The organism is Brachybacterium paraconglomeratum (genome assembly GCF_003994255.1).
Taxonomy (GTDB): domain Bacteria; phylum Actinomycetota; class Actinomycetes; order Actinomycetales; family Dermabacteraceae; genus Brachybacterium; species Brachybacterium conglomeratum.
In genome coordinates this window covers 613,355-638,894 of the sequence record NZ_ML133851.1, presented here as the reverse complement: position 1 = coordinate 638,894, position 25,540 = coordinate 613,355, and the positions used below count along the sequence as shown (strand labels likewise).

20 protein-coding genes and 1 tRNA gene are annotated in these 25,540 nt (G+C 73.1%); 12 read left to right on the top strand and 9 right to left on the bottom strand.

Annotated elements, in window-relative coordinates:
• Positions 1-63 precede the first annotated feature (63 nt).
• Positions 64-918: a hypothetical protein gene (locus tag DS079_RS02875; RefSeq protein ID WP_126984730.1), complete on the bottom strand. Its 855-nt coding sequence runs from the start codon at positions 916-918 to the stop codon at positions 64-66.
• 32 nt (positions 919-950) lie between these two features.
• Positions 951-1,811, bottom strand: a complete 861-nt coding sequence (locus DS079_RS02870; protein WP_206516124.1) for a hypothetical protein — start codon at positions 1,809-1,811, stop codon at positions 951-953.
• A 237-nt stretch (positions 1,812-2,048) separates the two neighbouring features.
• Here DS079_RS02870 and gndA point away from each other — a divergent pair, with 237 nt between their 5' ends.
• A complete protein-coding gene (gndA, locus tag DS079_RS02865; protein WP_126984729.1) occupies positions 2,049-3,509 on the top strand; it encodes an NADP-dependent phosphogluconate dehydrogenase in 1,461 nt (486 codons plus the stop codon).
• Between the two features lie 246 nt (positions 3,510-3,755).
• Here gndA and DS079_RS02860 read toward each other — a convergent pair whose 3' ends face one another.
• Both DS079_RS02860 and DS079_RS02855 read right to left on the bottom strand, forming a co-directional pair.
• Complete coding sequence (locus tag DS079_RS02860) at positions 3,756-4,031, bottom strand: hypothetical protein (RefSeq protein WP_126984728.1); 276 nt, start codon at positions 4,029-4,031, stop codon at positions 3,756-3,758.
• Positions 4,032-4,208: 177 nt separating this feature from the next.
• Entirely contained in the window at positions 4,209-6,368 is a 2,160-nt protein-coding gene (locus DS079_RS02855; RefSeq protein ID WP_126984727.1) for a helicase-associated domain-containing protein, read from the bottom strand.
• 64 nt (positions 6,369-6,432) lie between these two features.
• Between DS079_RS02855 and DS079_RS02850 the strand changes: the two genes are divergently transcribed.
• Positions 6,433-6,506: transfer RNA gene (locus tag DS079_RS02850), tRNA-Leu, on the top strand.
• Positions 6,507-6,555: 49 nt separating this feature from the next.
• Positions 6,556-7,287, top strand: a complete 732-nt coding sequence (locus tag DS079_RS02845) for a YggS family pyridoxal phosphate-dependent enzyme (RefSeq protein ID WP_164736074.1) — start codon at positions 6,556-6,558, stop codon at positions 7,285-7,287.
• A gap of 15 nt (positions 7,288-7,302) precedes the next feature.
• Here the strand turns inward: DS079_RS02845 and DS079_RS02840 are convergent, their stop codons facing one another.
• Positions 7,303-8,394, bottom strand: coding sequence for an ROK family transcriptional regulator (locus tag DS079_RS02840; RefSeq protein ID WP_126984725.1), 1,092 nt, complete (start codon positions 8,392-8,394; stop codon positions 7,303-7,305).
• A gap of 189 nt (positions 8,395-8,583) precedes the next feature.
• Between DS079_RS02840 and DS079_RS02835 the strand changes: the two genes are divergently transcribed.
• The 4 genes from DS079_RS02835 to cls all read left to right on the top strand — a co-directional run bounded on the left by DS079_RS02835 (position 8,584) and on the right by cls (position 14,059).
• Complete coding sequence (locus DS079_RS02835) at positions 8,584-9,897, top strand: MFS transporter (protein ID WP_126984724.1); 1,314 nt, start codon at positions 8,584-8,586, stop codon at positions 9,895-9,897.
• 343 nt (positions 9,898-10,240) lie between these two features.
• Entirely contained in the window at positions 10,241-11,374 is a 1,134-nt protein-coding gene (locus DS079_RS02825) for a trans-sulfuration enzyme family protein (protein ID WP_126984722.1), read from the top strand.
• A 180-nt stretch (positions 11,375-11,554) separates the two neighbouring features.
• Entirely contained in the window at positions 11,555-12,463 is a 909-nt protein-coding gene (locus tag DS079_RS02820; RefSeq protein WP_126984721.1) for a Bax inhibitor-1/YccA family protein, read from the top strand.
• 111 nt (positions 12,464-12,574) lie between these two features.
• On the top strand, positions 12,575-14,059 hold the full coding sequence (gene cls, locus DS079_RS02815) for a cardiolipin synthase (RefSeq protein WP_126984720.1): 1,485 nt from the start codon (positions 12,575-12,577) through the stop codon (positions 14,057-14,059).
• Between the two features lie 61 nt (positions 14,060-14,120).
• On the opposite strand, the gene DS079_RS02810 is transcribed toward cls, so the two are convergent.
• Together DS079_RS02810 and DS079_RS02805 are read right to left on the bottom strand one after the other, a co-directional pair.
• Complete coding sequence (locus DS079_RS02810) at positions 14,121-14,918, bottom strand: hypothetical protein (RefSeq protein WP_126984719.1); 798 nt, start codon at positions 14,916-14,918, stop codon at positions 14,121-14,123.
• A gap of 34 nt (positions 14,919-14,952) precedes the next feature.
• Complete coding sequence (locus DS079_RS02805) at positions 14,953-15,882, bottom strand: hypothetical protein (protein ID WP_126984718.1); 930 nt, start codon at positions 15,880-15,882, stop codon at positions 14,953-14,955.
• A 205-nt stretch (positions 15,883-16,087) separates the two neighbouring features.
• On the opposite strand from DS079_RS02805, the gene thiD reads away from it, so the two are divergent.
• Positions 16,088-16,963, top strand: coding sequence for a bifunctional hydroxymethylpyrimidine kinase/phosphomethylpyrimidine kinase (gene thiD / locus DS079_RS02800; protein ID WP_126984717.1), 876 nt, complete (start codon positions 16,088-16,090; stop codon positions 16,961-16,963).
• A 422-nt stretch (positions 16,964-17,385) separates the two neighbouring features.
• Here the strand turns inward: thiD and DS079_RS02795 are convergent, their stop codons facing one another.
• Positions 17,386-18,600, bottom strand: a complete 1,215-nt coding sequence (locus DS079_RS02795; protein ID WP_126984716.1) for a glycoside hydrolase family 3 N-terminal domain-containing protein — start codon at positions 18,598-18,600, stop codon at positions 17,386-17,388.
• 77 nt (positions 18,601-18,677) lie between these two features.
• Here DS079_RS02795 and DS079_RS02790 point away from each other — a divergent pair, with 77 nt between their 5' ends.
• The 3 genes from DS079_RS02790 to DS079_RS02780 are packed head-to-tail and all read left to right on the top strand — an operon-like array spanning position 18,678 to position 23,065.
• Positions 18,678-19,265, top strand: coding sequence for a hypothetical protein (locus DS079_RS02790; protein ID WP_126984715.1), 588 nt, complete (start codon positions 18,678-18,680; stop codon positions 19,263-19,265).
• Between the two features lie 50 nt (positions 19,266-19,315).
• Positions 19,316-21,541, top strand: coding sequence for a prolyl oligopeptidase family serine peptidase (locus DS079_RS02785; RefSeq protein WP_126984714.1), 2,226 nt, complete (start codon positions 19,316-19,318; stop codon positions 21,539-21,541).
• A gap of 39 nt (positions 21,542-21,580) precedes the next feature.
• A complete protein-coding gene (locus tag DS079_RS02780; protein WP_126984713.1) occupies positions 21,581-23,065 on the top strand; it encodes an alpha/beta fold hydrolase in 1,485 nt (494 codons plus the stop codon).
• A gap of 57 nt (positions 23,066-23,122) precedes the next feature.
• Here DS079_RS02780 and DS079_RS02775 read toward each other — a convergent pair whose 3' ends face one another.
• A complete protein-coding gene (locus DS079_RS02775; protein ID WP_241237520.1) occupies positions 23,123-24,553 on the bottom strand; it encodes a DUF2079 domain-containing protein in 1,431 nt (476 codons plus the stop codon).
• 65 nt (positions 24,554-24,618) lie between these two features.
• Here DS079_RS02775 and DS079_RS02770 point away from each other — a divergent pair, with 65 nt between their 5' ends.
• Entirely contained in the window at positions 24,619-25,443 is an 825-nt protein-coding gene (locus tag DS079_RS02770; RefSeq protein ID WP_126984712.1) for a hypothetical protein, read from the top strand.
• Positions 25,444-25,540: the final 97 nt, after the last annotated feature.

Here is a 25,540-nt window from a genome sequence, read left to right as displayed (position 1 = left end):
TGCACGAGCCCGCGCTCCCAGGACGGGGCGCGGGCTCGGATGCGGGGTGCGGCGGGGCCGGGATCAGGCGGGCAGGGACGGCGTGCGCCCGTTGACCCTCTCGTAGAGCCCGATCTGGAGCAGCACGGTGAAGGGGATGACCGCGATGAAGCCGACGACCAGCGTCCCGCCGACCGAGGAGGCCACCATCGTGATCAGGAAGCCGACGATCGTGACGCCGAGGTTCGACGTGGCCGTCGAGAGGGACTCCCGCAGCGCCTGGCCGGGGGACGCCCCGCGCAGCGCCGCGGGGATCGCGTAGAACAGCAGCACGGCGGCGATGATGCCGGGGAGGTAGAGCAGCACCGAGCCGATCATCACGATCACGAGCACGAGCACGGCGGTGGTGACCACCCGGCCGGGGCCGGTCAGGCCCTGCCGGAAGCTCGGCCGCTCGCCGCCGGCGAGGATCCCGCCGGCCTGCGCGGCACCGGCCTGCCACAGCGCTCCGACCACTCCGGTGACCAGCACCAGCACGAAGCACAGTGCGAAGATCATGATCATCTGGCCGAAGGAGGGGTCGCCGCCGGCCGACGAGGACGTCTCGACCATCGCGATCGAGAGGAAGAGCGTGAGGGCGAATCCGATGCCGAGCACCACGACCATGGCCACGGCGTAGAGCGCGCCGCCGCCCAGCAGCGCGGCCGCGCCGCGCAGCAGGCCGGTGCCCGCGAAGCGCAGACCCGCCCCGAGGTCGGCGCCGAGGTCGGTGCCCGGGGCCGGGCCGGTCGCGCCGGCGGAGCCCTGCGGTGCGGCACCGGGGGATCCGTATGCCGGAGCGCCCTGCGGCTGTGCGCCGTGGGCCGGTGCGCCCTGTGCATAGGGATCCCGCCCGTACGGGTCGTGGGCGGAGGGGCCGGGCGGGGGAGGGACGGTCATGACGTGGGAGTCTCCTTCTCTCGAGGCCGGGGTCAGGCGCGCACGGGCTCGGCGAGCTCGCGCCCGGAGAGGCGCTCGTAGATCCCCTGCTGGAAGAGCACCGTGAAGGGGATGATCACCACCAGCGTGATGACGAGGAAGCCGGCGACGGTGCCGATCGCCGCGATGACCAGTGCGGCCACGATGACGGTGACCAGGTTGTTCTTCACCAGGGAGAAGCTCTCCTTGATCGCCTCGACGGGGCGTGCGCCGCGAGCGGATGCCGGCAGGGCGTAGGCGAGCAGCACGGAGGCGATGAGCCCCGGGATGTAGAACAGCACGAGGCCCACCCACACGATCACGGTCACCAGCAGCATGGTGAGCAGGATCCGACCGGTGCCGATCATCGCCTGCCCGAAGGACGGGCGTCGCCCGGCGATGACCTCGGCCCCGGCGCGGACGGCCCCGCTCTGCCAGAACCACATCAGCGGCATCGACGCGAGCCCGCCGAGCGCGATCAGCCCGTAGATGGTCAGGAACACCCCCAGGGGCGGGTCCTCCGAGTACGCGGCCGCCTCGATCTGGGGAGCTGCCAGGACGAACCCGAGGATCGTCGCGCCGATGATCAGGACGAAGGCGAGGACGCCGTAGATCACGCCGGGCACGATGAACGCGACCGGGTTGCGCAGCATCGCATCGCGCGCGAAGCGCAGGCCCGCCCCGAGGTCGGCGCCGAGGTCGGTGCCCGGGGCCGGGCCGGGAGCGCCGGCGGAGCCCTGCGGTGCGGCACCGGGGGAGCCGTGGGCCGGAGCGCCCTGCGGCTGTGCGCCGTGGGCGAAGGGGTCCTGCCCGTACGGGTCGTGGGCGCGCGGGGCGCCGGGAGTCGGCTGCGGATCGTACGGGGATTGAGTCATCGGGTGGCTCGCTCTCGAGGTGTGTCCGGGCGTGCGGGGAGAGCATCCTCCCGCTTTCCCCGGGGCGACGGTACCGTGTCCGCGGCCACCCTCGCGCGGCAAGCGCTGGCACACGGGGACGCTCCGTGGCGGAATTCCCTAGGATGGACCGCGATGGGTCGGGCCCGCGATGCCCGCCGACGCCTTCGGCGCCGCGGTTCGGCCCGGCTCGACAGTCACTCGACCTGAGGAGATCCCATGGCCAGCTTTGCCCCGTCCCCTGCCGATGTCGCGGACATCGGCGTCACCGGTATGGCGGTGATGGGCTCGAACCTCGCCCGCAACTTCGCCCGCAACGGCTTCAAGGTCGCGATCCACAACCGCTCCGTCGGCAAGACCGAGACGGTCATGGACAACTACGCCTCCGAGGGCGAGTTCTACCCGTCGGAGTCCATGGCTGACTTCGTCGCCTCCCTGCAGAAGCCGCGCGTGGCGATCATCATGGTCAAGGCCGGCAAGCCCACCGACGCCGTGATCGACGAGCTCGCCTCCCTCATGGAGGAGGGCGACATCATCGTCGACGCGGGCAACGCCCTGTTCGGCGACACCCGTCGTCGTGAGGCCGCGCTGCGCGAGAAGGGCCTGCACTTCGTCGGCTCCGGCGTCTCCGGCGGTGAGGAGGGCGCCCTGAACGGCCCCTCGATCATGCCCGGCGGCACCAAGGAGTCCTACGACCGCCTCGGCCCGATGTTCGAGAAGATCTCCGCGCACGTGGACGGCGTCCCCTGCTGCACCCACGTCGGCGCCGACGGCGCGGGCCACTTCGTGAAGATGGTCCACAACGGCATCGAGTACGCGGACATGCAGGTCATCTCCGAGGCCTACGACATGATGTCGAAGGCGCTCGGCATGGGTGCCTCCGAGATCGGTGACGTCTTCGCCGAGTGGAACAAGGGCGATCTGGAGTCCTTCCTCATCGAGATCACCGCCGAGGTGCTCCACCACACCGACCAGACCTCGGGCAAGCCCTTCGTCGACGTCATCCTCGACCGCGCCGCCCAGAAGGGCACCGGCGCCTGGACCGTGCAGACCGCGCTGGACCTCGGCGTCCCGGTCACCGGCATCGCCGAGGCGACCTTCGCCCGCTCCACCTCCGGCTCGACCCCGCAGCGCGAGGCCGCCCGCGGCGTGCTGAAGGGCGAGGCGCAGACCCTCGAGATCGCCGACAAGGCGCAGTTCATCGACGACCTCCAGAAGGCGCTGTACGCGGCGAAGCTCGTCTCCTACTCGCAGGGCTTCGACGAGATCGCGGCCGGCGCGAAGGAGTACGGCTGGGACATCGACCTCGGCGCGATGGCGCGGATCTGGCGCGGCGGCTGCATCATCCGCGCCCGCTTCCTCAACCGCATCACCGAGGCCTACGAGCGCGACGCGAACCTGCCGCTGCTCCTGGCCGATGCGTACTTCACCGAGGAGATCGCCAAGTGCATCCCGGCCTGGCGCCGCATCGTCGCCTTCGCGGCGGCCTCCGGCTACCCGGTCCCGGTCTTCTCCTCGACCCTGTCCTACTACGACGCGGTGCGCGCCGAGCGTCTCCCGGCCGCCCTGGTCCAGGCCCAGCGCGACTACTTCGGCGCCCACACCTACCAGCGCGTGGACACCGAGGGCACCTTCCACGTCGAGTGGACCCAGGACCGTCGCGAGACCAAGCAGGACTGATCGACGTACTGCGAGGTACGAGCGGTAGGAGATCAGTCGATCTGACGCAGGACTGATCGACGTACTGCGAGGTACGAGCGGTAGGAGATCAGTCGATCTGACGCAGGACTGATCGACGTACTGCGAGGTACGAGCGGTAGGAGATCAGTCGGACTGATGCAGGACTGATCACTCGGCGACCTCGCCGCTGATCCACGAAGGCCCCGGACCGAACGGTCCGGGGCCTTCGTGCTGGAGCCGGTCGACTCAGTAGGTCTCGAACGAGGCCGTGAAGGCGCCCGTGAGCAGGAGCAGCAGGTTGATGCCGATGACCAGCACAGCCCAGATGATGTAGGCGATCCAGCCCCACTTGTAGTACTTGTTCGCGGTCGCGAGATCGGTGTCGGCCTTGGTCAGGCCGAGGATCGCGAGCACGATGGTGATGATGTTGAAGAAGCAGAGCACCGAGACGACGAGCTGCACGATCCACTTCGTCTTGGAGACCGGAGCGCCGGTGCTTGCGGCGTAGGGCTGGTTGGTCATGGGAATCCCCTCTTTCCTGATGATCATGCCCCGAGACGGATGCGCCCGGGCCCCAGGGAGGCGCTGAGGTCGCCCCGTGCCTGGCGAGCGGAATAGTACCCCGGAGCCGGAGGTGCTCCGCCATGGGGAGTGCTCCCCATGGACCGATCCGTGACCTGCACTGCCGCAGGGGCGTGCTCAGCCGAGCGTCACCCGGTGCACGAGCACGGTGAACTCCTCCTGGCTGCCGGACTCGCGGGCCCGCAGCCGGCCGCCCTCGAGGGAGAGCGGGAGGGCCTGCTTGACGACCACGCCGCCCTGCCCGTCGACGATGCCGAGCGGGATCGCGGTGGACCGGGCGATCGCGTCCAGCAGCCGGTCGGTGACGCTGAGGTCGGTGCCGCCCTCCTCGGCGTCGCGGATCCGCGCGACCGCCTCCGCGGCGGGGATCCGCAGCTCCGGGCCCTCGACGGTCACGAGATCGGGATCGACCGGTCCGGGGCGCAGCGAGTGCGACAGCTCCTCGAACACGGGCTTCCCGTCGGGGCCGACGGCCTGCGGCGACAGCCCTGCCTGGCGGGCGATCTGCAGGGCGAAGCCCGGATCGGAGAGGGTCACGGCGACGGTCGGCGCGAGACGGTGCAGCCCCAGCGGCACCGCCTCGGACGCGGCTTGCAGCAGGTCCAGCACCTCGGGCTCGGCGGTGAGGACGGTCGAGGCGCGGGAGACCTGCACCCGGCCGTGCCGTCGCTGCTCGTCGCGCAGGAGGTAGGTCAGGGCCTGCGGGACGGGGGAGCGGGAGACGTCCTCGAGCAGGGCGAGCAGCGCCTCGGCATCGCGGCCGTCGCCGAGGGCCCGCCGCACCGTGGCGGCGCTGAAGCGGAGCGTGAGCGCGCCGCCGCGGGAGACCACCTCGGTCCAGTCCAGCAGCGGCAGCAGGCGCTCGGCGGGGCGGCCCGGGATCACGGCGGTGAGGTCCGCGTCCAGCAGCACCTCCTCGACCGGGGCGGGAGCGACCTCCTCCAGCGCCGCGGCGAGGCGGGCATCGGCGGTGGTGATGTCCTCGTCGAGGGCCGGGACCAGGGCCTGGCCGAGCACCGTGAGGCTGCCGCCGTCGAGAACGCCGAGTGCCCGGCCCTCGACCAGCAGCGCCGAGGTCTCCTCCCGCAGCACCTCGGAGGGCACCAGCGGGAACGCCCAGGCGAGCGCCGCGACGAGCGAGTCCTCTGTCGCGTCCACGCCCGGGCTCGTGCGCAGCAGGCGCAGCAGGCTGCCGCGCCGGGTGCGCACGCCGTCGCGTCGGGTGAGGTCCGACAGCAGCGAGCGGCCCGTCCCCGAGGAGTCGGGGGTGCCGACCACGGCGGCGAGGTGGTGCCCGCGCGCCCAGGCGAGCACGAGCTCGGCCCAGCGCTGGGACGGGGGCAGCATCCGGTGCACGTCCCAGTCGCGGGTGGGATGCCACTCCTGGCCGTCGTGCCCGATGAGCCCGGCCTGCCAGGCGCTCTGCAGCACGGTCGCGTGGTCCAGCAGCGGGGCGCCGGCGCGCTCGGCGAGGCGGCGCAGGTCCCGCTGGGGGAGCCCGCCGCGCTTGAGCACCCCGGGCGGGTCCTCGTCGAAGCCGCGCACGGTGCCCAGCAGGCGCAGCGCCTCGAAGGCCCGCTCGACGGCCTGCGCGGTGCGGGAGCCGGAGATCCGCTCGGTGACCTCCGGACCCTCGGGCATGGGGCGCTGAGCGGTGTGGCTGCGACGCACCCTCCCGTCGCGCAGGGCGAGGTGCACGGAGCGGGGGATGTGCAGGCTCTCCCCGTCGGGCTCGACGATCCCGGCCCGACGCAGCGCGGCGGCGAGCTTCCCGCTGCCGGTGACGGCGCTGGGCCCCCAGGAGAGCGCGTCGAGCGCCGGGCCGAGTCCGTCGCGGGCCGCCTCGACGCGGCGCGCGGCCTCCTCGGCGTCGGGATCGGCGGCGGTCGCGGCGGCGAGCCCGGCCGGGGCGCGCAGGCCGTCGCGCAGCGGCCGCAGCAGGTGCAGCTCGTCCTCGCCCCACACGATCGCGAGGGTGATCAGCCGCTCGAGGGACGGGGCGATCGTCGCCGGGTCGGAGGAGACCGCGGCGGCGAGCGAGGCGGGGGAGGCGCCGTCCTCGAGCACGGCGAGCGCCTCGACGAGATGCAGCTCGGGCAGGGTGAGCGAGTCCAGCGCGCGTCGGGCGGAGGTGCTGCCCCCGGCGCGCGCGGCCAGGGGGCCGATCCCCCTGGGCAGGGGCGAGGCGAGATCCGGTCGGGCGACGAGCAGGGCCTCGAGGCGGTCGTCGCCGAACCGTCGCAGGGAGTCCGCGAGGGACCGGATCACAGCGGTCATGATGCATTCCAGCATAGGGTGACGCCGCCGCCGGTCGCACCACCGCGACCGCCGGCACGTGCACGCCCCCATAGCCCAATCGGCAGAGGCGGCCGCCTTAAAAGCGGCACAGTGCGGGTTCGAGTCCCGCTGGGGGCACCGCATGCCCACGTGCCGGGCACGCCCGGGATCGGCCACAATGGAGGCCATGACCGCCTCCTCCGCCGACCCCCAGCTCATCGCCCGCCTCGACGAGGTGCTCGGGCGGATCGACGCCGCCGCGGCCCGTGCCGGGCGCGACGGCGCGGAGATCACGCTGCTGCTGGCCACCAAGACCCGCACCCCCGCGCAGATCGCGGAGATGATCGAGCTGCTGCGCGAGCGCGGCCGACGGATCGCGGTGGGGGAGAACCGCGCCCAGGAGATCGCCAAGCACGAGGACCCGCTGCTCGCGGGCAACGGCGTGCCCCGGCACTTCATCGGCCGGCTCCAGACGAACAAGGCCCGCGACGTGATCGCCTTCGCCGAGCTCGTGCACAGCGTGGACCGGGACGACATCGCCGACGCCCTCGAGCGCCGGGCCGAGCTCGCGGACGTCCGTCGCGACGTGCTGGTGCAGGTCAACACCTCGGGCGAGGAGTCCAAGGGCGGCTTCGGCCCGACCCTCGAGGCGCTCTCACCGATCGTGGAGCGCCTGCGCGGCAGCGAGCACCTGCGCCCCGTCGGCCTCATGACCATCGGGGCGAACACGAGCGACGAGACCGCGGTGCGCGCCTCGCTGCGCTCCCTGCGCGAGCTGCGGGACGCCGTGCGCGAGCGGCTCGAGATCCCCGAGCTCACCGAGCTGTCGATGGGGATGAGCGGCGACCTCGAGATCGCCGTCGAGGAGGGCGCGACCATCGTGCGCGTCGGCTCGGCGCTCTTCGGCCCCCGGGACTGACCAGCCCCGGTCTCGTCACTCGGGGCCGACGAGCACCTGCGGCAGCCCGTACTCGTGCTCGAGCACCTCGCAGGCCGCGCCCACGGCGATCAGGTCCGTGCCGCGGGTGGAGAGCATCACCTCGACGTGCACCCACGGCTCGTCGCTGAGCCCGGCGGTCAGCGCCTCGCGGATCGCGTCCATCGACGCCTCGTGCTGCTCGTGGACGGTCCGCCCTCCGAGCACCACGCGGTCCACGTCCACCAGGCGCACCAGGTTCACCACCACCTCGGCGAGGATGCGCGCGGCGAGCTCGTCCTCCCCTCGCTCGAGCGCGGCCCGGTGCTCCATCTGCGCGCAGCCGCGGCGGCCGCAGGGGCAGGGGATCCCGTCCATCCGCACCACGGTGTGCCCGATCTCGCCGGCGTGGGAGTGGGCGCCGCGCACGATCTGGTCGTCGAGACACAGCGCCGCACCGAGCCCGTCCTCGACCAGCAGCAGCGCGGCGTTGCGGAGCAACCCGGGCTGGGACCAGGCCTCGCCCACCAGCGCCGCACGGGAGTCGTGGTCCAGCAGCACCGGCATGCCGAGCTCCTCGGCGAGCAGGCGGCGGATCGGCGCGCCCCGCCAAGGATCGGGGTCGGAGGTGCCGCGGTAGACGCCCTCCTCGCCGTCGACCGGGCCGGGCATCCCGACGCCGACGCCGAGCAGGATCCCCGGGCCGACGTCCTGCAGCGCGCGGGCCTCGTCGGCGAGCGTGGCCACCAGCTCGGGCACCGGCTGGAGGCGGCCGATCTCGAGCTCGCGGCGCTCGAGGATCTCCCCGGTGAGGTCGACGACGACGGAGTGGAGCCGCGAGCGGGTCAGGTGCAGCCCGATCGCACGGCGCGAGCCGGAGACGATCTCGTACAGGGTCGTGGGCTTGCCGGGGCCCGAGGTCACGGTGCCGGCCTCCTCGACGAGGCCGCGCTCCATCAGCCGCGCCAGGATCTTCGAGATCGCCTGCGGGGTCACCTGCAGCTCCTGGGCGAGGGCGGAGCGGGAGACCGGGTCGCCGCGGCGCGCGACGGCGAGGACGGCGGCGTCGTGCGCGCCCGCCATGCGGTCGAGCGGGGTGGTCGGTCTCACCCGGTCATCCTCGCACGCCACGACGCTGTGACCGGGCAGTAGCGCTCCGAGGCGAGGTGCCGCGACCCGGTGTGATCCAACAGATCCCCGCCACCCCCTTGACCTAACGCAACAGCGTTTGCTTATTCTGTGCGTCGGGTCGATGGAGCCCGTCCCCGCCCGCCCGCTCCCGACAGCCGAGGTCCCCTCATGACCCTCACCCCCACCCGCGCACCCCGCCCCGCGTCCACCGAGCTCACCCCTGCTCGCCGCCGCCTCGCCCTGCTCGCGATCGCGCTCGGCGGCTTCGGCATCGGCGGCTCCGAGTTCGTCTCCATGGGCCTGCTTCCCGGCATCGCCCACGGCCTGCTGCCCGAGATGATGGCCGCCGACCCCGAGGGCGGCATCGCCCGCGCCGGCATCGCGATCACCGCCTACGCGCTCGGCGTCGTCGTCGGCGCCCCCGCCCTGGCGCTCCTCTCGGTGCGCTGGAGCCGCACCACGATGATCATGCTGCTCGCGATCGCGCTCGCCGTCGGCACCCTGCTCTCCGGCGTGATGCCGACCTTCGAGCTCACCGTGCTCGCCCGCTTCGTCGCCGGCATCCCGCACGGCGCCTACTTCGGCGTCGCCTCGCTGCTGGCCGCCTCGCTGATGGGCCCCGGCAGCCAGGGCAAGGGCACCGCGCTCGCCCTGTCCGGGCTGACCGTCGCGAACCTGATCGGCGTCCCGATCCTCACCGCCGTCGGCCAGGCGGCCGGCTGGCGCGTGGTCTACCTGCTGCTGGCCGGCGTGTTCGTCGCGACCTTCGCGGCCCTCTACCTGACCGTCCCGCACCAGGAGAAGGCGATCGGCCGCCGCATGGTCGACGAGCTCGTGGCCCTCAAGCGCCTCCAGCTGTGGATCGTCATCGGCATCGCCGCGGTCGGCTTCTCCGGCGCCTTCGCCGTGTTCAGCTACGTCGCCGACATCACCACCCAGGTCACCGGCGCCCCCGAGAGCGCGGTGCCGTGGGTGCTCGCCGCCGCGGGCCTCGGCATGACGATCGGCAACGTCGTGGGCGGCGTGACCACCGACCGCTCCCTGCGCGGCACCCTGCTGATCGGCTTCCCGCTCTACATCACCGCGCTCGTGGTGCTCTTCGCCGTCGCCCACACCTCGCTGACCGCGCTGATCATCGCGTTCTTCGCGGCGAACCTGGTGAACTCCTCGCTGAGCCCCGCGATGCAGACCTGGATGATCCGGATCGCGCACCGCTCCGAGCTGCTGGGCGCCTCGATGAACCAGGCCGCGTTCAACGTCGCCAACGCCCTCGGCGCCACCCTCGGCGGCGCCGTGATCGCCGCGGGCTTCGGCTACGAGGCGCCGATGGTCGTCGCGATCGTGCTGGCGAGCACCGGCTTCGCCATGGTCGTCACCACGCTGATCGCGCTGAAGGTCCGCTCGCGCCGCACCCTCCAGGTGCTCAGCGAGCACGAGGAGACCATCACCGGCTCGATCCCCGTCGTCCCGGCCGGCGTCTGAGCGCGGCGGGCGTCCCGTCGGCGCCCGATCCCGCTGGACCCCCGCCGCCAGGGCCCGCGACCATCACGGTCGCGGGCCCTCGCGCATCCTCGGGGCCGACGGGCGCCGCGTGCGCCGGGCCGCCGGGTCGCCGCGTGCGCCGGGTCGCCGGGCCCGCCCCGTGGCCCGCCGTGAGGCCGACGGACGGCTCGGCGGGTGCGGGACCGTCGCCCCTGCCCATAAAGCGGCCTTGGGCGTAGCATCGGCTCCACTTGGGCGTCACAGTCGTTCATCCCACCGGGCCGCGCCGGACGCGGCGACCTAGTGTGACCGCATCCCCGACGTCCCCCGATGAGGAGCTGCCGTGCACATCCAGACCGCCGCCGTGCACACCCTGCGCGACTTCGAGCACGGAGCGGTCGTCCCGCCGGTGCACCTGGCCTCGACCTTCGAGCTCGACCCCGCCACCGAGGACGGCGCCTACGCCTACCAGCGCGGGGCGAACCCCACCCGCGCCCAGCTCGAGCAGGTCCTCGCGGCGCTGGACGGCGCCCGTCACGGCTTCGCCTTCGCCTCGGGCATGGCCGCGACCGCCGCCTCGCTGTCCACCCTCGAGGTCGGCGACGAGGTGATCCTCCCCGCGAGCGTCTACGGCGGCACCTATCGCCTGGTCGACCTCGTGCTGCCGGGACGGGGCATCACCGGCCGCTTCGTCGCGGACCTCGCCGAGCTCACCGACGAGGACTTCACCCCCGCCACGCGCGCCGTCTTCGTCGAGACCCCCGCGAACCCGACCCTGCGCATCACCGACCTGCGCCGCATCGTCGAGCTCGCCCACCGCCACGACGCCCTCGTGATCGTGGACAACACCTTCATGACGCCCGTGCTGCAGAAGCCGCTCGCGCTCGGCGTCGACATCGTCGTGCAGTCCGCCACGAAGTACCTCGCCGGCCACTCCGACCTCCTCGCCGGGGCCGTCACCACCGACGACGACGGGCTCGCCGACGCGCTCCGCCTCGCCCAGAAGGCCCAGGGCGGGGTGCTCGGCCCGCAGGACTCCTTCCGCCTGATCCAGTCGATCAAGACCCTCCCGCTGCGTCTGGAGCGCCAGCAGGCGAACGCCGAGGCGATCGTGGAGCATCTTCGCGGTCACGAGCGCATCGCCCGGGTCTGGTACCCCGGCTCGCACAGCGAGGAGGAGGCGCGCCTGCACGACGCCCAGGCCACCGGCCGCGGCGCCGTGCTCTCCTTCGAGCTCGCGGACGGTCTGGACCGCGTCGCCTTCCTGCGCGCCCTGCGCTACCCGGCCTACGCGGTGAGCCTCGGCGGCGTCGAGTCGCTGATCTGCCGCCCCGCCACCATGACCCACGAGGCGATGACCCCCGAGGGCCAGGCCGCGGCGGGCATCAGCACCGAGATGCTGCGCCTCAGCGTCGGCATCGAGGACCTCGCCGATCTCCTCGAGGACCTCGACCAGGCTCTCGCCGCCGCCGGCTGATCCTCCCGGCCCGCCTTCGGAGCCTCCTCGCGGGCCGGGTCACGCTTCGCTCACGGCGCAGGCCGTGCCCAGGCATATCTCGGGAACGGCCGATAGGCTGAACCGGTCGGTCCGGTGGATCCTCCCGCAGACCCGTGGGCTCCGCCGTCGACCCCCGATCATTCCCACGTGAGGAGTCACATGGCACGCCACAACATCGTGTTCGGCCGTGACCAGGCAGTGCAGCAGGGCGGCAGCGCGTACAACGGCCCCCGCTTCGGCCAGGCCGCGCAGTCCGGACCCGCCCCCGACACCCAGTGGTCCTCCGGCTTCGACCGGCAGGGCGGCGACCAGCTCGAGGCGATGTACGCCCGGCCGTCCGCCACCGGCCACGACACCGGCCGCTTGACCATGCGCGATGCGCTCAACGCCATCAGCGCCACCCTCGGCGTCATCGTCGTGGTCGGCTTCGCCGTCGCGATGCTGCCGCTCGCCCTCGGCCTCGTCGCCGGCACGCAGGGCATCCAGATCGGTCTCGCGGTCACCGGCGTCCTGACGTTCGTCGGCGTCATCGGCGGGCTCGTGGCCTCGCTGATCAACATCTTCAAGAAGAAGCCCTCGGCGATCGCGGTGCTCGCCTACGCGGCCTTCGAAGGCATGTTCCTCGGCGGCATCACCGGCAGCCTCGAGTGGGCGGCGGGCGGCGCCTACCGCGGCATCGGCCTGCAGGCCGTGCTCGGCACCCTCGCGGTGGCCGCCACCGTGCTGATCCTCTTCCGCGTCGGCATCCTGCGCACCTCCCCGCGCCTGAACAAGATCTTCTTCGTCGCGATGGTCGCGTACCTGCTCTTCGGCTTCGTGAACATCGGCTACCTGCTGCTCTCCGGGCAGAGCCTGCGCGACGGCCTGCTCGGCCTGGTCATCGGCGGCATCGCCGTCGTCATGGCCTCCTACTCGCTGGTGATGGACTTCGAGGACGTCCAGCGCTCCGTCGAGGCAGGGGTGTCGCGGAACTACGCCTGGCGCCTCGGCTTCGGCATCGCCGTGACCATGGTGTGGCTGTACATCGAGGTGCTGCGGATCCTGATGATCCTGCGCGGCAACGACTGACGTCACCGCGCGGCGCCGCCGGCGCCGCACTCCGTATGCTGAACGGCGGGTCCCCTCGGGGGCCCGCCGTTCCGCCTTCCGGGGACCCGACGACGCAGGAGGAGACCGCCGATGGGACTGTGGCAGTGGGTGCTCGACAACTGGGCCCTGGTGTGGACCTATCTCTACGTCGGCATCGATGTCGTCCTGCGGCTGATCAGCCTCGTCGTCGTCCCCCGGAACCGTCGGCCCGGCTCGGCGCTCGCCTGGCTGCTGGCGATCATGGTGCTGCCGATCGTCGGCTTCCCGCTGTTCCTGCTGCTGGGCCGCTCCCAGCTCCCGAAGCGCCGGCTCGCGAAGCAGAAGGCCGTGAACCGGCTGCTGCGGGTGCGGGCCCACGAGATCCCCGACAGCGAGCTCGACGAGGACGCGCCCAGCTGGCTGCAGTCCGCCGTGCAGCTGAACCGCGAGCTCGGCGCCTTCCCGCTGACCGGCAACAACTCGGCCGAGCTCGAGATCGACTACGAGACCTCGATCGCGCGGATGGCGGAGGACATCCGCACCGCGCGCGAGAGCGTCCACGTGCTCTTCTACATCATGGGCCTCGACGAGGTCACCGAGGACTTCTTCGAGGCGCTCGCGGAGCGGGCCGACGCCGGCGTGACCGTGCGGGTGCTGTACGACCACTGGGGCGCGGTCAGCCACCGCGCCGTATACCGCGCGATGCGGGAGAAGCTCGACGCCCACGGCATCCAGCACGCCCCCATGATGCCGATCCGTCTGTTCCGCGACGGCGCCTTCCAGCGCCCGGACCTGCGCAACCACCGCAAGATGGTCATCGTCGACGGCGAGATCGGCTGGATGGGCAGCCAGAACCTCATCGCCGCCCACTACGACAAGCCCGCGAACATCCGCCGCGGCCTGCACTGGCAGGAGACGATGGCCCGCTTCCGCGGCCCGATCGTCTCGGAGCTGAACCTGCTGTTCGCCTCCGACTGGTACTACGAGTCCGACGAGATGCTCGACGAGCAGACGCTGGTGCGGCCCTCGCCGGACACCTCCGGCACCTACGAGTGCCAGCTCGTGCCCAGCGGCCCCGGCTTCGTCGAGGAGAACAACCTGCTGCTGTTCAACCAGCTGTTCTACTCGGCGACCCGGCGCATCGTCGCGGTCTCGCCCTATTTCGTGCCCGACGAGTCGATGCTCTCCGCCCTCATCACCGCCGCGCGGCGCGGGGTCGAGGTGGAGCTGTTCGTCTCCGAGATCGGCGACCAGTTCCTGGTCTTCCACGCCCAGCGCTCCTACTACTCGACGCTGCTGGACGCGGGGGTGAAGATCTGGCTCTACCGCGCCCCGACGATCCTGCACGCCAAGCACGTCACGATCGACGACTCGGTCAGCGTGATCGGCTCCTCCAACATGGACATGCGCTCGTTCCTGCTGCAGATGGAGTGCTCGCTGATGGTGGGCGGCACCGACTTCATGGAGAAGATGCGCGAGGTCGAGCACACCTACCGCTCCCGCAGCCGGCAGCTGACGCGCGAGGAGTGGGAGTCCCGGCCCCGCACCATGCAGGTCATCGACAACCTCTGCCGCCTCGCCTCCTCCGTGGTGTGAGGGAGCACCCCGGCCGAGCGGCGGGCCCGGCCCAGGGGAGGACCCGGGCGAGGGGAGGAGCTCAGGCGACGCCGGTGAGGGACTCCAGGGCCTCGGCGGCGGCCTCCTCGTGCTCGGCGACGCCGACCGCGGTCTCGAGCATGAACACGCTCGGACCCTGCGGGGTGTCCAGCACGATGACCGTCAGGCTCGTCGCGGAGGTCTTCTCCATCGGGGCCTTCGCGAAGTTCACGGTCGCGGTGGTGCGATAGCCGGGCAGGCCCGCGATCGTCACCGGCTCGGTGACCTGGTCGTCGAGCGTGCGCCCCTCGGTGTCGCCCCAGATCGACGCGGCGAAGTAGCACGCGACGATCTTCTCGGAGGCGACCTCGTTGCCCGGGTACTCGATGCCGGGCTGCCACTCGACGGCGCCGACGAACATCCCCGAGTACCAGCCGTCCTCGACCTGCGCGTAGGCGCCCTGGGCGTCGTTCACGTAGGCGACGCCGCGGGGCGTCTGCCGCTGGTCGTAGACCGCGGGCGGGATGAACTGCAGGCCCCCGCCGCGCAGCTTCCCGGAGGGGTTGTCGCCGGCTCGCTCCATGGTCTCCGGCTGCCAGCAGCGCTCCTCCTCGACCTCGCCCGTCGGGGTCGCCGACGCGCTCGCCGAGGCGCTCGACGGGTCCGTCGCGGGCGTGGTCCCGCCGGAGGCGGGATCGCCGCCGTTCCCGCGGAGCACGAGATAGCCGATCGTGCCGCCGACGATCAGCAGGAACACCGCGGCGAAGGCGATCCCGCCGATCAGCAGCGGCGTCGCCCGGCCGCCGCCCCCGCCGGGGGTGGAGGGCTGGGTGGAGGTGAACTGCGGTCCGGTGTGCACGGCTGCTCCTGCAGGGGTATCGGGACGCGGTCGGTCACTCGACGACGTCGAGGCTCGCGATGATGTCCTCGAGGTTCTGGACATGCTCGGGCTGGTCGGCGGCGACGTCGCTGGCCAGGGCGCTGGGGCCGTTCGGCGTCTCCACGACGATCGACGTGACGATCGAGGCGCTCGAGGTGTCCAGCACCTCGGGGTCCTCGAAGTGGTAGGTGGCCTGGACGATCCAGGCGGCGGTCCCGTCCACCGTCATCACCTCGGAGCGGTAGTCGGTCACCTCAGGGTGCTCGCCGAAGTGGGAGACGACCCCGGAGGTGGTCGCGTAGCACTGGAAGATCGCGACGGCCGCGGCCTCGAGGCCGGGATAGCCGCCCTCGTCCTCGGGGAAGGTGACCCGGCCGAGGTTCACGACGCTGTACCAGCTGCCCTCGACCCGTCGGCCGTCGGCCGCGAGCTCGGTGAGATAGGGCAGGGAGTGGACGGCCCAGCCGTCGCCCCAGCCCTCGGGGCTGGTGTACTCCAGCCCGCCGCCGCGCACCGTGCCGGCGCCGGAGGGCTGCGGCGGGGTCGTGTTCTGCGGGACCGTGCACTCGGTGGTGGGGGCCTGGGTGAAGATCGGCGGGGGAGGGGCGATGTCCGGGTCCTCGGGATCGGGGACGTACTCGGACTGGCCCTCGGCGCTGCGGGGCCCGGTCGAGTAGGCCGACGGGTCCGGATCCTCGAGCACGGAGCGGAATACGGTCTGGGAGAGGATCAGCGCCAGCACGAGCAGGATGACGACCGAGCCGCCGATCACGGCGATCATCGTCAGCCGGGTGCGGTGGCGGGCGCGCTCGCTCGGCTCGCCGAGGGTCGCCGGCCCGTGGTCCTCGCTGAAGTCGGGGAGTCCCGTCGGGGAGGACGAGGAGGCGAAGTCGGGCAGGGGGGCGCTCTCGGGCACACCCTCGCCGTGCGGCTCCTGCGTCATCGGCACCTCCCCTGTCCCGGGCCCTGTCCCCGGTCGCCTCCCGACGGGGTCCCCGTGACCCCCGTCCGGGGGAGATTGTCCCACGACCGGGTGCGTCCGCCGGGCATCCGGGCCGCCGCGTCCCGGCAGGGGGATGCCAGGGACGGTTGGTACTCTCCGCTCACGGGTCACCCGGGACCCGGTCCACTCGTCGGATGGAGATCGCATGCGCCCGCCCCTCGTCCTGTCCATCGCCGGATCGGAGTCCGACGGCGCCGCCGGCGTCCAGGCGGACCTGAAGACCTTCACGGCGCTGGGCTCCTACGGTGCGAGCGCCGTGACGATGGTGGTCTCCGCGTCCCCGCAGGGCGTGCGCGGGGTGCACCCGCTGCCGCCCGAGGTGGTGCGCTCCCAGATCGACGCAGTCTCCGAGGAGCTGCTGCTGGACGCGACGAAGATCGGCTCGCTGGGCAGCGCCGCCGTGGTCGCCGAGGTCGTGGCCGCGCTGCGCGCCCATCGTGAGCGCTTCGGGACCGTGGTGCTGGACCCGGTGATGATCAGCGCCGACGGCACGGCGCTGATCTCGGCGGAGGGCGCCGCGGCGATCGAGCACGACCTGCTCCCGCTCGTGGACGTGCTGGTGCTGACCATGAGGGAGTCCGCGCAGCTGCTGCGCCGGGCGGTGGCGACCTCGATCGAGGAGATGCGCGAGCACGCGCTCGCGCTCGTCGCGAAGGGGCCCCGGTCCGTCCTGATCACGGGCGGCGCGCTCCCGGGCGACGAGGTCGTGGACGTGCTGGTCCATCCCGGCGGCACGGATCTGCTGCGGGCGCAGCGGATCGAGGGCCGGGCGCTGCGCGGAGCGGGCACGACCCTGTCGGCCGCGCTGACGGCCCAGCTCGCACGGATCGCCGAGTTCGACCGGGCGGGGGAGCTGCAGGAGATCGGCGAGTCGGGCACGGACGACGACATGCCCACGATCGTCGCCTCGGCGCGCGAGTTCGTGGCGAGCGCGACCGAGAACGCGCAGGACTGGCGCCTCTCCCGCACCGCCGGCGGCCACGGCCCGGTGAACCACCTCATCACCCTCGGCAAGGACTGAGCGACGTACTGGCGAGGGACGAGCCGGTAGGAGCTCGGTCGAGGAGACTGGGACTGAGCGACGTACTGGCGAGGGACGAGCCGGTAGGAGCTCGGTCGAGGGTGAAGGACTGAGCGACGTACTGGTGAGGGACGAGCCGGTAGGAGCTCGGTCGAGGGGGAAGGACTGAACCGGGCGGAGCGCGCGGCCCGGCCCGCTGCTGTCGGCCCGGCGCCGCATCCGGCCGCGCCCGATTCCCGCTCGCTGTCATCCCCTGCACCGTCGAGACATGGTCGAGTGCTGGCGTACGGCGTACCACTACGCCTATATAGGCGTACCGGCACGCCGTACGCCAGCAACTGACCATGCCTGTCGGCAGCGGGCGGCACGCGCCGTGCTCCTGGAACTCGCCGATGGTGGTCCCGTCCAGACCCGCCGCCCGGTCACAGCAGCCCCAGCTCCTCCTTCAGCGCGAGCATCCGGCCGGCGGACTCCCGCACCCGCTGCTCCTGCTCCTCGCCGCGCCCGGCCCATTCCTCGATCGCGTCGACGAGCTCGCCGGTCAGCGACGGGTCGGCGGTGAGCACCGCGTCGCCGCCCGCCTCGAGCAGCCGGGTCGCGCGCTCGGCGACGGGGACGTCGGCGACGGCCTGCGCGGCGCCGATGTCGTCGGTGACCACGAGCCCCTCGAAGCCGAGGCCGTCGCGCAGCAGGTCCTGGATCGCGGCGGCGGAGAACATCGCCGGGACGTCCGGCTCGATCCGCGGGTAGATCGCGGAGGACATCATCACCAGCTGCGCGCCGGCGTCGATCCCGGCACGGAAGGACTCGAGGAACGGGTCCTCGGGCCCGGTGGTCGCATCCTCGATCCCCTCGGCGGAGAAGTCCGTGTTCTGCTCCACCCGGCCCAGGCCCGGGAAATGCTTCAGCGTCGCGCCGATGCCCTGCTCGGAGAGCGCCTCGACCGCGGCGGTCACGCAGTCGGCGACCTGCTCGGGATCGGTGCCGAAGCCGCGGTCCAGCCCGCCCACGGGCTCGTTCGCGTCGCCGAGCTCCGGGTCGACGACGTCGGCGACGGGGGAGAGGGCCACGTGCAGCCCCCGCGCGGAGAGGTCCTCGCCGATGCTCGTGTACGCGTCGGCCACCGCCTGCGGGCCCTCGGCGCCGAGGGTCTCGGCCGAGGCCGTCTCCCGTGCCGCGTCGCCGCGCAGCATCCGCACCTGGCCGCCCTCCTGGTCCACGGCCAGCAGCGGCGGCAGCTCGGGGCGGGCGAGCGCGAGGGCGGAGTCGACGACGGCGTCGACCTGCTCGGCGCCCTCCCACACCTGCAGCAGGAAGATCCCTCCGGCGTGGTGCTCCTCGAACGTCGCGGGCGGGATCTCGGAGCCGGCGGCGATGCCGACGAGGACCAGCTGCCCGGCGATCTCGCGCGGCGAGAGCCCCTCGAGCAGCTGCTCGGCGGCGCTCGGCGGGGCGGTCGTCGTCGGCTCCTCGCCGTCGGACGGGTCGCCGTCGGACGGGGCGGTGCCGCCGTCACCGCCGTCGGAGGGGGCCGCGCCCCCGCCGTCGCTGCCCGGGGAGGCGGGGTCCTCCTCAGGGGCCGTGCAGGCGGCGAGAGCGGCCGCGGGGGCGAGGGCGAGCAGGTGACGACGTCGCATCCCGCCAGTGTTCCATGCACGCAGCGGGCCCGTCGGACCGGGTCCCCGGGCCCGGCGCTCGCCGTATCGTGTCCTCCATGAGCGACCAGATCCTCCCGCAGGACCATCCGCACGCCGCGCGGCTCGAGAACGGCACCGGCACCTCGCTGGCCGAGTGGACGGACCGGCTCGACGCGGCCGGCGGGCGCGACCTCGACCACACCGCGATCGCACGGATGCTGGTGCAGCGGTGGGAGGTCGAGGAGTGGTGGGCGCAGGGCGTCACCGTCGCCTACGAGCAGGTGATCGGGCGCCGCGTGGTGGGGCAGAGCTGCGACGGGGACTTCTCCGCCTCCGCCTCCCGCACCGTGCCCGGCACGCCGACGCAGGTGCGCGACCGCTGGGACGCGTTCATGGCCGAGGCCCGCCGCGACGGCCTCGGGCTCGAGGAGCCCTCGCTCAGCGACACCGCGACGTGGCGCTACTGGCGCGCGGCCGTCGCCGACGGCAGCCGCGTCTCGGTGAACATCACCGCGAAGGACGAGGGCCGCAGCACCCTCGGCATCGAGCACAAGGGCCTGGAGACGGCCGACGCGCGGACCGCCTGGAAGGACGCCTGGAAGGGCGTGCTCGGCGAGTTCACCGCGCTTCCCGCCACGACGAGCACCGGGCAGGGCGACCGGTGACGGACCCCGCCCCCACGACCGACCGGACCACGACCACGGAGATCCCCACGATGACCGACAGCACCGACCAGGCCGAGCGCACCGCGCAGCTCCCCGCCCCCGACGGCAGCACCGACCCGCACGCCTGGCTGGAGGACGTCACCGGCGAGGAGGCGCTGGACTGGGTGCGCGAGCGCAACGCCCGCGCCGAGTCCGCGCTGGAGAGCGTCCAGGACCCCGCCGATCCCGACGGCGCCCCGCTCGCGGAGACCCTGCAGGGGCAGATCCGGGAGATCCTCGACGCGAAGGACCGCATCCCCGGCGTCGTCAAGCGCGGCGAGCACCTCTACAACGTCTGGACCGACGCCGAGCACGAGCGCGGGCTGTGGCGACGCACCACGATGGAGTCCTACCGCACGGACGAGCCCGAGTGGGAGATCCTGCTGGACGTCGACGCGCTGAACGAGGCCGAGGGCGAGGACTGGGTGTGGCACGGCGCGCGCCTGCTCCGCCCGGAGGGCCTGGCCGACGGGGAGCCCTATCGCCGCGCCCTGGTCGCGCTCTCCCACGGCGGCTCCGACGCGGACGTCACGCGCGAGTTCGACCTCGAGACCCTCTCCTTCGTCCCCGAGTCCGAGGGCGGCTTCGTGCGCCCCGAGGCCAAGGGCTCGCTGTCCTGGATCGACGAGGACACCGTCTGGGCCTGCACCGACTTCGGCGAGGACACCATGACCAGCTCCGGCTACGCCCGCCAGGCCCGGATCTGGCGACGCGGCACGCCGCTCGCCGACGCGGAGCTCGTCCACGAGATCCCCGCCTCGGACATGGCGGTCTTCGCCGCGCACGACCACACCCCCGGCTGGGAGCGGGACTGGATCGTCGAGGCCCACGCCTTCTACGACCAGACCGTGCACGTCGTGGACCGCTCCGCGACCCCGCCGGAGCTGACGAGGATCGAGGTGCCCCGCGACCTCGAGGCGACCGCCCACCGGGACCTGGGGATCTTCAGCCCCCGCAGCGACTGGCAGGTGGGGGAGGACGTCTACCCGGCCGGATCCCTCGTCGTCGGCGACTTCGCCCGCTTCCAGGCGGGCGAGCCCGAGCTGCACATGCTCTTCGAGCCCACCGCCTCCACCTCCCTCGCGGACATGACCATCACCCGCACCGCCGTGGTCCTCTCCATCCTCGAGGACGTCGTGCACCGCCTCGAGGTCCACACCCGCGACGAGCACGGGCAGTGGGTGCGCCGAGATCTGTACCCCGAGCTGCGCGGCTCGATCGGCGTCTCCGCGGTCGACGCCGACGAGAGCGACGAGATCTGGGTGACCGTCACCGACTTCATCGAGCCGACCGCCCTGCTGCTCGGGGACCTCTCCGAGGTCGCCGGCGGCGGCGAGCCGTCGGACCTCGAGCCGGTGAAGTCCGCGCCGGCCCGCTTCGACGCCGAGGGACTCGAGGTCACCCAGCACTTCGCCACCAGCGACGACGGCACGCGGATCCCGTACTTCGAGATCTCGCAGAGTCTGGGAGACCGGGCAGCGAACTCTCCGCGGCCCACCCTGCTCTACGGCTACGGCGGCTTCGAGATCTCCCTGACCCCCTCCTACCTCGGCGCGATCGGGAAGACCTGGCTCGAGCGGGGCGGCACCTACGTGCTCGCCAACATCCGCGGCGGCGGCGAGTACGGCCCCGCCTGGCACCAGGCGGCGCTGAAGGAGGAGCGCCACCGCGCCTACGAGGACTTCTCCTCGGTCGCGAAGGACCTCGTCGAGCGGGGCGTCACCGACCGCGACCACCTCGCGGTGCGCGGCGGCTCCAACGGCGGCCTGCTCACCGGGAACATGCTCACCCAGTACCCGGAGCTGTTCGGCGCGGTGATCATCCAGGTGCCGCTGCTGGACATGAAGCGCTACAGCCACCTGCTCGCCGGAGCCTCGTGGATGGCGGAGTACGGCGACCCCGACACCGAGGACTGGGAGTTCGTGCGCACCTTCAGCCCGTACCACCTGCTCTCCGAGGAGCGGGCGGCGGACTACCCGCCCACCTTCGTGCTCACCTCCACGCGCGACGACCGCGTCCATCCCGGCCACGCCCGGAAGTTCACCGCGGCGCTCGAGTCGCTCGGCGCCGACGTGCGCTCCTGGGAGAACATCGAGGGCGGGCACGGCGGCGCGGCGAACAACGAGCAGGCGGCGCGGATGAACGCGCTGCTGTACACCTTCCTGTGGGACACGATCGGCGGCGGCTCGACGGGCGTCGCTTCGTCGGTCGCCGGTGCGACGGGTGACGACGCATGAGACGCGCCCAGCCGCGACGGGACCGATGAGAGGACGGCGATGAGCGAGGAGCCCCGCACCTCCCGGACTCCCACGTCCGGGCTGCCCGCCCTGCCCCTTCCCCGGCGGATCGCGCCCTGGGCACGACCGGTCGAGATCATCGAGCGCGCCACCCAGGACGAGCTGCTGCAGATCCGCAACGACCTCATGACCATCTACCGCGAGGTGGAGAGGGAGGGCCCGGAGCTGTTCCCGCTGCGCTACGCCCGCGCGACCCCGCGCCGTCCCCGCCGGGTGCGGGGAGCGGACGGGAGCCCCCCGCCCGAGTCCCTCAGCCCCGAGGTGCCGGTCCTGATCCTGCCTGACGGTCCGGCGCGGGCCTCGGTGCTGCCCTACGACGTGCTGCGCCGCAGCCTCGCCGCGCGCGGGGTGGACGTGCTGATGATGGAGCACCGCGGCGTCGGCTTCTCCCGGCTGGACGCCGTCGGGGAGGACCTGCCCGCCCGGGCGATCACGCTGCGGGAGGTGGTGCGGGACGTGCTCGCCGTGCTCGACCACGCCCGCGTCGAGCGGGCGGCGCTGGTCGGCACCGGCTACGGCGCCCAGCTCGCCCAGATCCTCGCGATCCTGCACCCGGAGCGGGTGCACTCCCTGGTGCTGGACTCCCCGCGCAGCGCCGCGACCGACGAGCTGGTCGCCCAGCGACGTCTGCGCGAGCTGTACTGGGACGGCGGCGAGGCGACCACCTCGTCCACCGCCGCCGTGCTGCGCCGCCTCGCCGCGGAGGGGAAGGTGGAGGCCTCCCGCGCCGGCCCCGTCGTGCTCGCCGTCCACGAGCACGGAGGACCGGCCGCGGTGCGCGATCTGATGGACCTGCTCGCCGTCGGTCGCGGCTCCCTGACCTGGTCCAGCGTGCGGAAGGTGCTGAACCGGGCCTGGCTCGAGTCGACCCCGTTCGTGGTCGAGCACGACCTCGTGGCCCGTCTCGTGCACACGGAGCTCGGGTACGGGGCGCATGCCGACGGGGGACCGCTGGACCCGCTGCTGCTCACGGGCGAGGAGCGCCGGGCCGTGCCGCCCTTCGCGCGCGAGCCGATCGACCTGCACGCCCTCGCCCCCGCGATCACCGCCCCGACCCTGGTGATCTCGGGGAGCCAGGACCTGGTCAGCCCGACCCGGGTCGCCCGGGAGGTCGCCGGGCGGATCCCCGGCGCGCAGCTGCTGGAGATCCGCGGCGCGGGCCACTCGATGCTCGACACCCGCAGCCGCATCTTCCAGATCGCGGCGCGCTGGAGCGCCTGCGGGGTCGCGCACCGTCTGCCCGAGCACGCCGCGGAGCTCGCGGCGCTGCCGGTCTCCGCGACCGACCGGGCCCTCTCGCGGGGCCTGCAGATCGCGCTGGCGGCGGAACGGCACTCGCCGTGGCGGCTCCGGCTCGAGTCCGCGCGGGCGGAGCGGGAGCGGCACCTGCTGGAGCGGGCGCAGGCGACCTCCCGAGGTCAGCGGGGCCGACGCGCCGGCACCGTCCGGGAGGACCCGGTCTGAGGAGCACCGCCGGCCCGGCCTGACGAGACCCGACCGCCCTGCCTTCCGGTGCGCGGCTCAAGCCCGGCAGGCCACCGTGAAGCCGCCCTCGTCGAACACCGCCCGGTACTCGACGCCCCACCTCTGCTGCGCCCAGACTGCGAGGTCGTCGGGCGGCATCGAGTTCCAGGAGAACGCGTACCAGTCCCCGAGCACGCAGTCGGGGACGCGGTCGTTCGGGCCGTGCAGCCACTGCACGTCGTGGTCGGGCACGGCCTGGGCGAGGAGCGTGATGTCCGCCGCGAGGACCGCGTCGTCGGGCACAGCCTCGAGCGCGGCCTGCGCGGGCTCGGCCCGCCACGTCGGCTCCCACTGCTGCGGGCGCAGCACGTCCAGCACGGGCATCTGGGGGCCGAGCACCAGCGTGACCGCGGCGCACAGCGCGACGGCGGCGGTCCGCACCGGCCTGGGCGGCAGCGGCGCGTCGCGGCGCAGCCAGGCCGTGGCCCGTCCCGTGCGGCGGTCGCCGAGGGCGTCCAGCAGGGCCGCGAGCGCGATCGGCATGAGCACCGCGTTGTAGTGCCAGTACCAGTCCCAGTAGAACTCGACCGTCCCGGTGAAGCGCCATGCGAGGGTCGGCCCCATCAGCCAGATCAGAGGCGAGCGGGCGCCGATCCCGCCGGCGAGCGCGAGGAGCATCAGCACGGTCAGCCACTTCACCGGCGGCCAGACCACCTCCAGCGGCGAGCCGAGGTTGTCGGTGTAGTCGTACTGCCCGGCGGTGTTCAGCGCCGGGAGGATCACGAAGGTCGCCAGCACGAACCATGCCGCGCCCCAGGAGGCGAGCAGCGCGCCGAGCGGGCGGTGCTGCCGGCCCCGCAGCGCGATCACGAGTCCGAGCATCGCGACGGTCAGCCCCAGATCCTCCTTGACCAGCACCAGCGGCGCCGCCCACAGCGCCGCGGCGAGCACCTTCTCCCGCAGCAGGGCGGTCAGCGAGAAGGCCAGCAGGGGCACGGCGAGCGCGATCTCGTGGAACTGCACCGCCGCCGCGGACTGCAGCCCGAAGGAGAAGACGTAGGCGGCGCCCGCGACCGTGCCGAGGCCCCCTCCGAGCCGGTCGATCGCGAGACGGGTCAGCGGGATCGCGGAGATCCCGAACAGCAGCGCCTGGGTCCACAGCAGCGCCTCGCCGCTGGGCCAGATCCACCACACGGGGGCCAGCAGCGCGAGCAGCGGATGGAAGTGGTCGCCCAGCAGGTTCACCGCATCGCCCTTGATCGGCACGATCGGGGCGCGCAGCTCCCCGTAGGCGCGGAGGAGCTGGGTGAAGATCCCCAGGTCCCAGGACTGCGCGACGAGGTTGCGGAACTGCTGGCTGCCCAGCAGGCCGTAGGCGAGGGTGCCGGCGAGCGCGAGCAGCGCGGGCACCAGGAGGCGCAGGCGCGTCGGCTCGGCGGGCACGGGAGCGGGGCGCGCCGGGCGGGACATCTCGGGTGCCTGGCTCACAGAGGAGAGGGTAGTCGCCGCGGACCGCACGTCCATCCCGCCCCGCGGGGCTCTAGACTCCGAGCATGATCTCGCTGACCAGGGCACGGATGCTCCGAGTCGTCGCCGGTGCCGGCGCCGTCGGGGCGCTGTCGCTCGTCGAGCCGCGTCGGCTGGGTCCGCTCGCGCACGGTGCCTACCGGGTGGGCGTCGCCGCGGCGACCGCCGCGCTCGTCGCGGACTCCTCCCGCTACGACCTGCCGGTGCTGGACCCGGTGCGCGACGGCGTCGTCGCCGGCGGCGTGACGCTGGGGCTGATGGACGTGGTCGAGAGCTTCGACGCCCGGATGGTCGACGCCCTGCGCGGGCTGGGGATGACCCGGCCCCGCCTCGCGCTCGCGGCGCTGGGCGCGGCGGGCACCGCGGCCGTGATCGCGCTGCCCCACCTGGGGGACCCCGATCGCAGCTGGTCCCTGCGCGAGGAGACCTTCGGGGAGCCCGCCGGGGTGCCGCTGCCCTCCGAGGTGCGGGCCCTGATCGAGGCGCTCCTGGCCGATGCCCCGGACGCCCCGGCCCCGCCGGGCGCGGAGGCGCTGCGAGAGCAGCTCGAGACCGCACGGGTCCTCGACACCGGCGGGGTCGGCGCGGACCTGCAGCTCGTGGTGGAGGATCCCCGGCGCCTCGCGGTGCCGCGCCAGCAGCAGTGGCCGGTGCGCGGCGAGTTCCTCCGCGGCGGGATCCGCTACGAGCTCGAGCTCCAGATCGACGGGGGACGGCTCGGGATGCTCTCGGTGATGGTCCCCGACGAGGAGCCCCGGCTCGAGCACGCGCTCTCCCAGCTCGCCTCCCCGGCCTTCGTGCTGCCCGACCCGGACCGGATCGCGCTGCGCCGGGAGACCGAGGCGCCCTGAGCCGGGAGATCGGCCCGCCCCGGCGTCGGCGGACGGGCCGCCCTGAGCCGTACCCCCTGAACGACCTCGCGGCCGCCGCCGGCGCGGATCCGTGACC

Excerpts from the sequence above, each read along its gene's own strand:
- DS079_RS02875 (WP_126984730.1), bottom strand. The coding sequence starts at position 918 with ATGACCGTCCCTCCCCCGCCCGGCCCCTCCGCCCACGACCCGTACGGG.
- DS079_RS02870 (WP_206516124.1), bottom strand. The coding sequence starts at position 1,811 with ATGACTCAATCCCCGTACGATCCGCAGCCGACTCCCGGCGCCCCGCGC.
- gndA (WP_126984729.1), top strand. The coding sequence starts at position 2,049 with ATGGCCAGCTTTGCCCCGTCCCCTGCCGATGTCGCGGACATCGGCGTC.
- DS079_RS02860 (WP_126984728.1), bottom strand. The coding sequence starts at position 4,031 with ATGACCAACCAGCCCTACGCCGCAAGCACCGGCGCTCCGGTCTCCAAG.
- DS079_RS02855 (WP_126984727.1), bottom strand. The coding sequence starts at position 6,368 with ATGACCGCTGTGATCCGGTCCCTCGCGGACTCCCTGCGACGGTTCGGC.
- DS079_RS02845 (WP_164736074.1), top strand. The coding sequence starts at position 6,556 with ATGACCGCCTCCTCCGCCGACCCCCAGCTCATCGCCCGCCTCGACGAG.
- DS079_RS02835 (WP_126984724.1), top strand. The coding sequence starts at position 8,584 with ATGACCCTCACCCCCACCCGCGCACCCCGCCCCGCGTCCACCGAGCTC.
- DS079_RS02820 (WP_126984721.1), top strand. The coding sequence starts at position 11,555 with ATGGCACGCCACAACATCGTGTTCGGCCGTGACCAGGCAGTGCAGCAG.
- cls (WP_126984720.1), top strand. The coding sequence starts at position 12,575 with ATGGGACTGTGGCAGTGGGTGCTCGACAACTGGGCCCTGGTGTGGACC.
- DS079_RS02805 (WP_126984718.1), bottom strand. The coding sequence starts at position 15,882 with ATGACGCAGGAGCCGCACGGCGAGGGTGTGCCCGAGAGCGCCCCCCTG.
- thiD (WP_126984717.1), top strand. The coding sequence starts at position 16,088 with ATGCGCCCGCCCCTCGTCCTGTCCATCGCCGGATCGGAGTCCGACGGC.
- DS079_RS02795 (WP_126984716.1), bottom strand. The coding sequence starts at position 18,600 with ATGCGACGTCGTCACCTGCTCGCCCTCGCCCCCGCGGCCGCTCTCGCC.
- DS079_RS02790 (WP_126984715.1), top strand. The coding sequence starts at position 18,678 with ATGAGCGACCAGATCCTCCCGCAGGACCATCCGCACGCCGCGCGGCTC.
- DS079_RS02785 (WP_126984714.1), top strand. The coding sequence starts at position 19,316 with ATGACCGACAGCACCGACCAGGCCGAGCGCACCGCGCAGCTCCCCGCC.
- DS079_RS02780 (WP_126984713.1), top strand. The coding sequence starts at position 21,581 with ATGAGCGAGGAGCCCCGCACCTCCCGGACTCCCACGTCCGGGCTGCCC.
- DS079_RS02770 (WP_126984712.1), top strand. The coding sequence starts at position 24,619 with ATGATCTCGCTGACCAGGGCACGGATGCTCCGAGTCGTCGCCGGTGCC.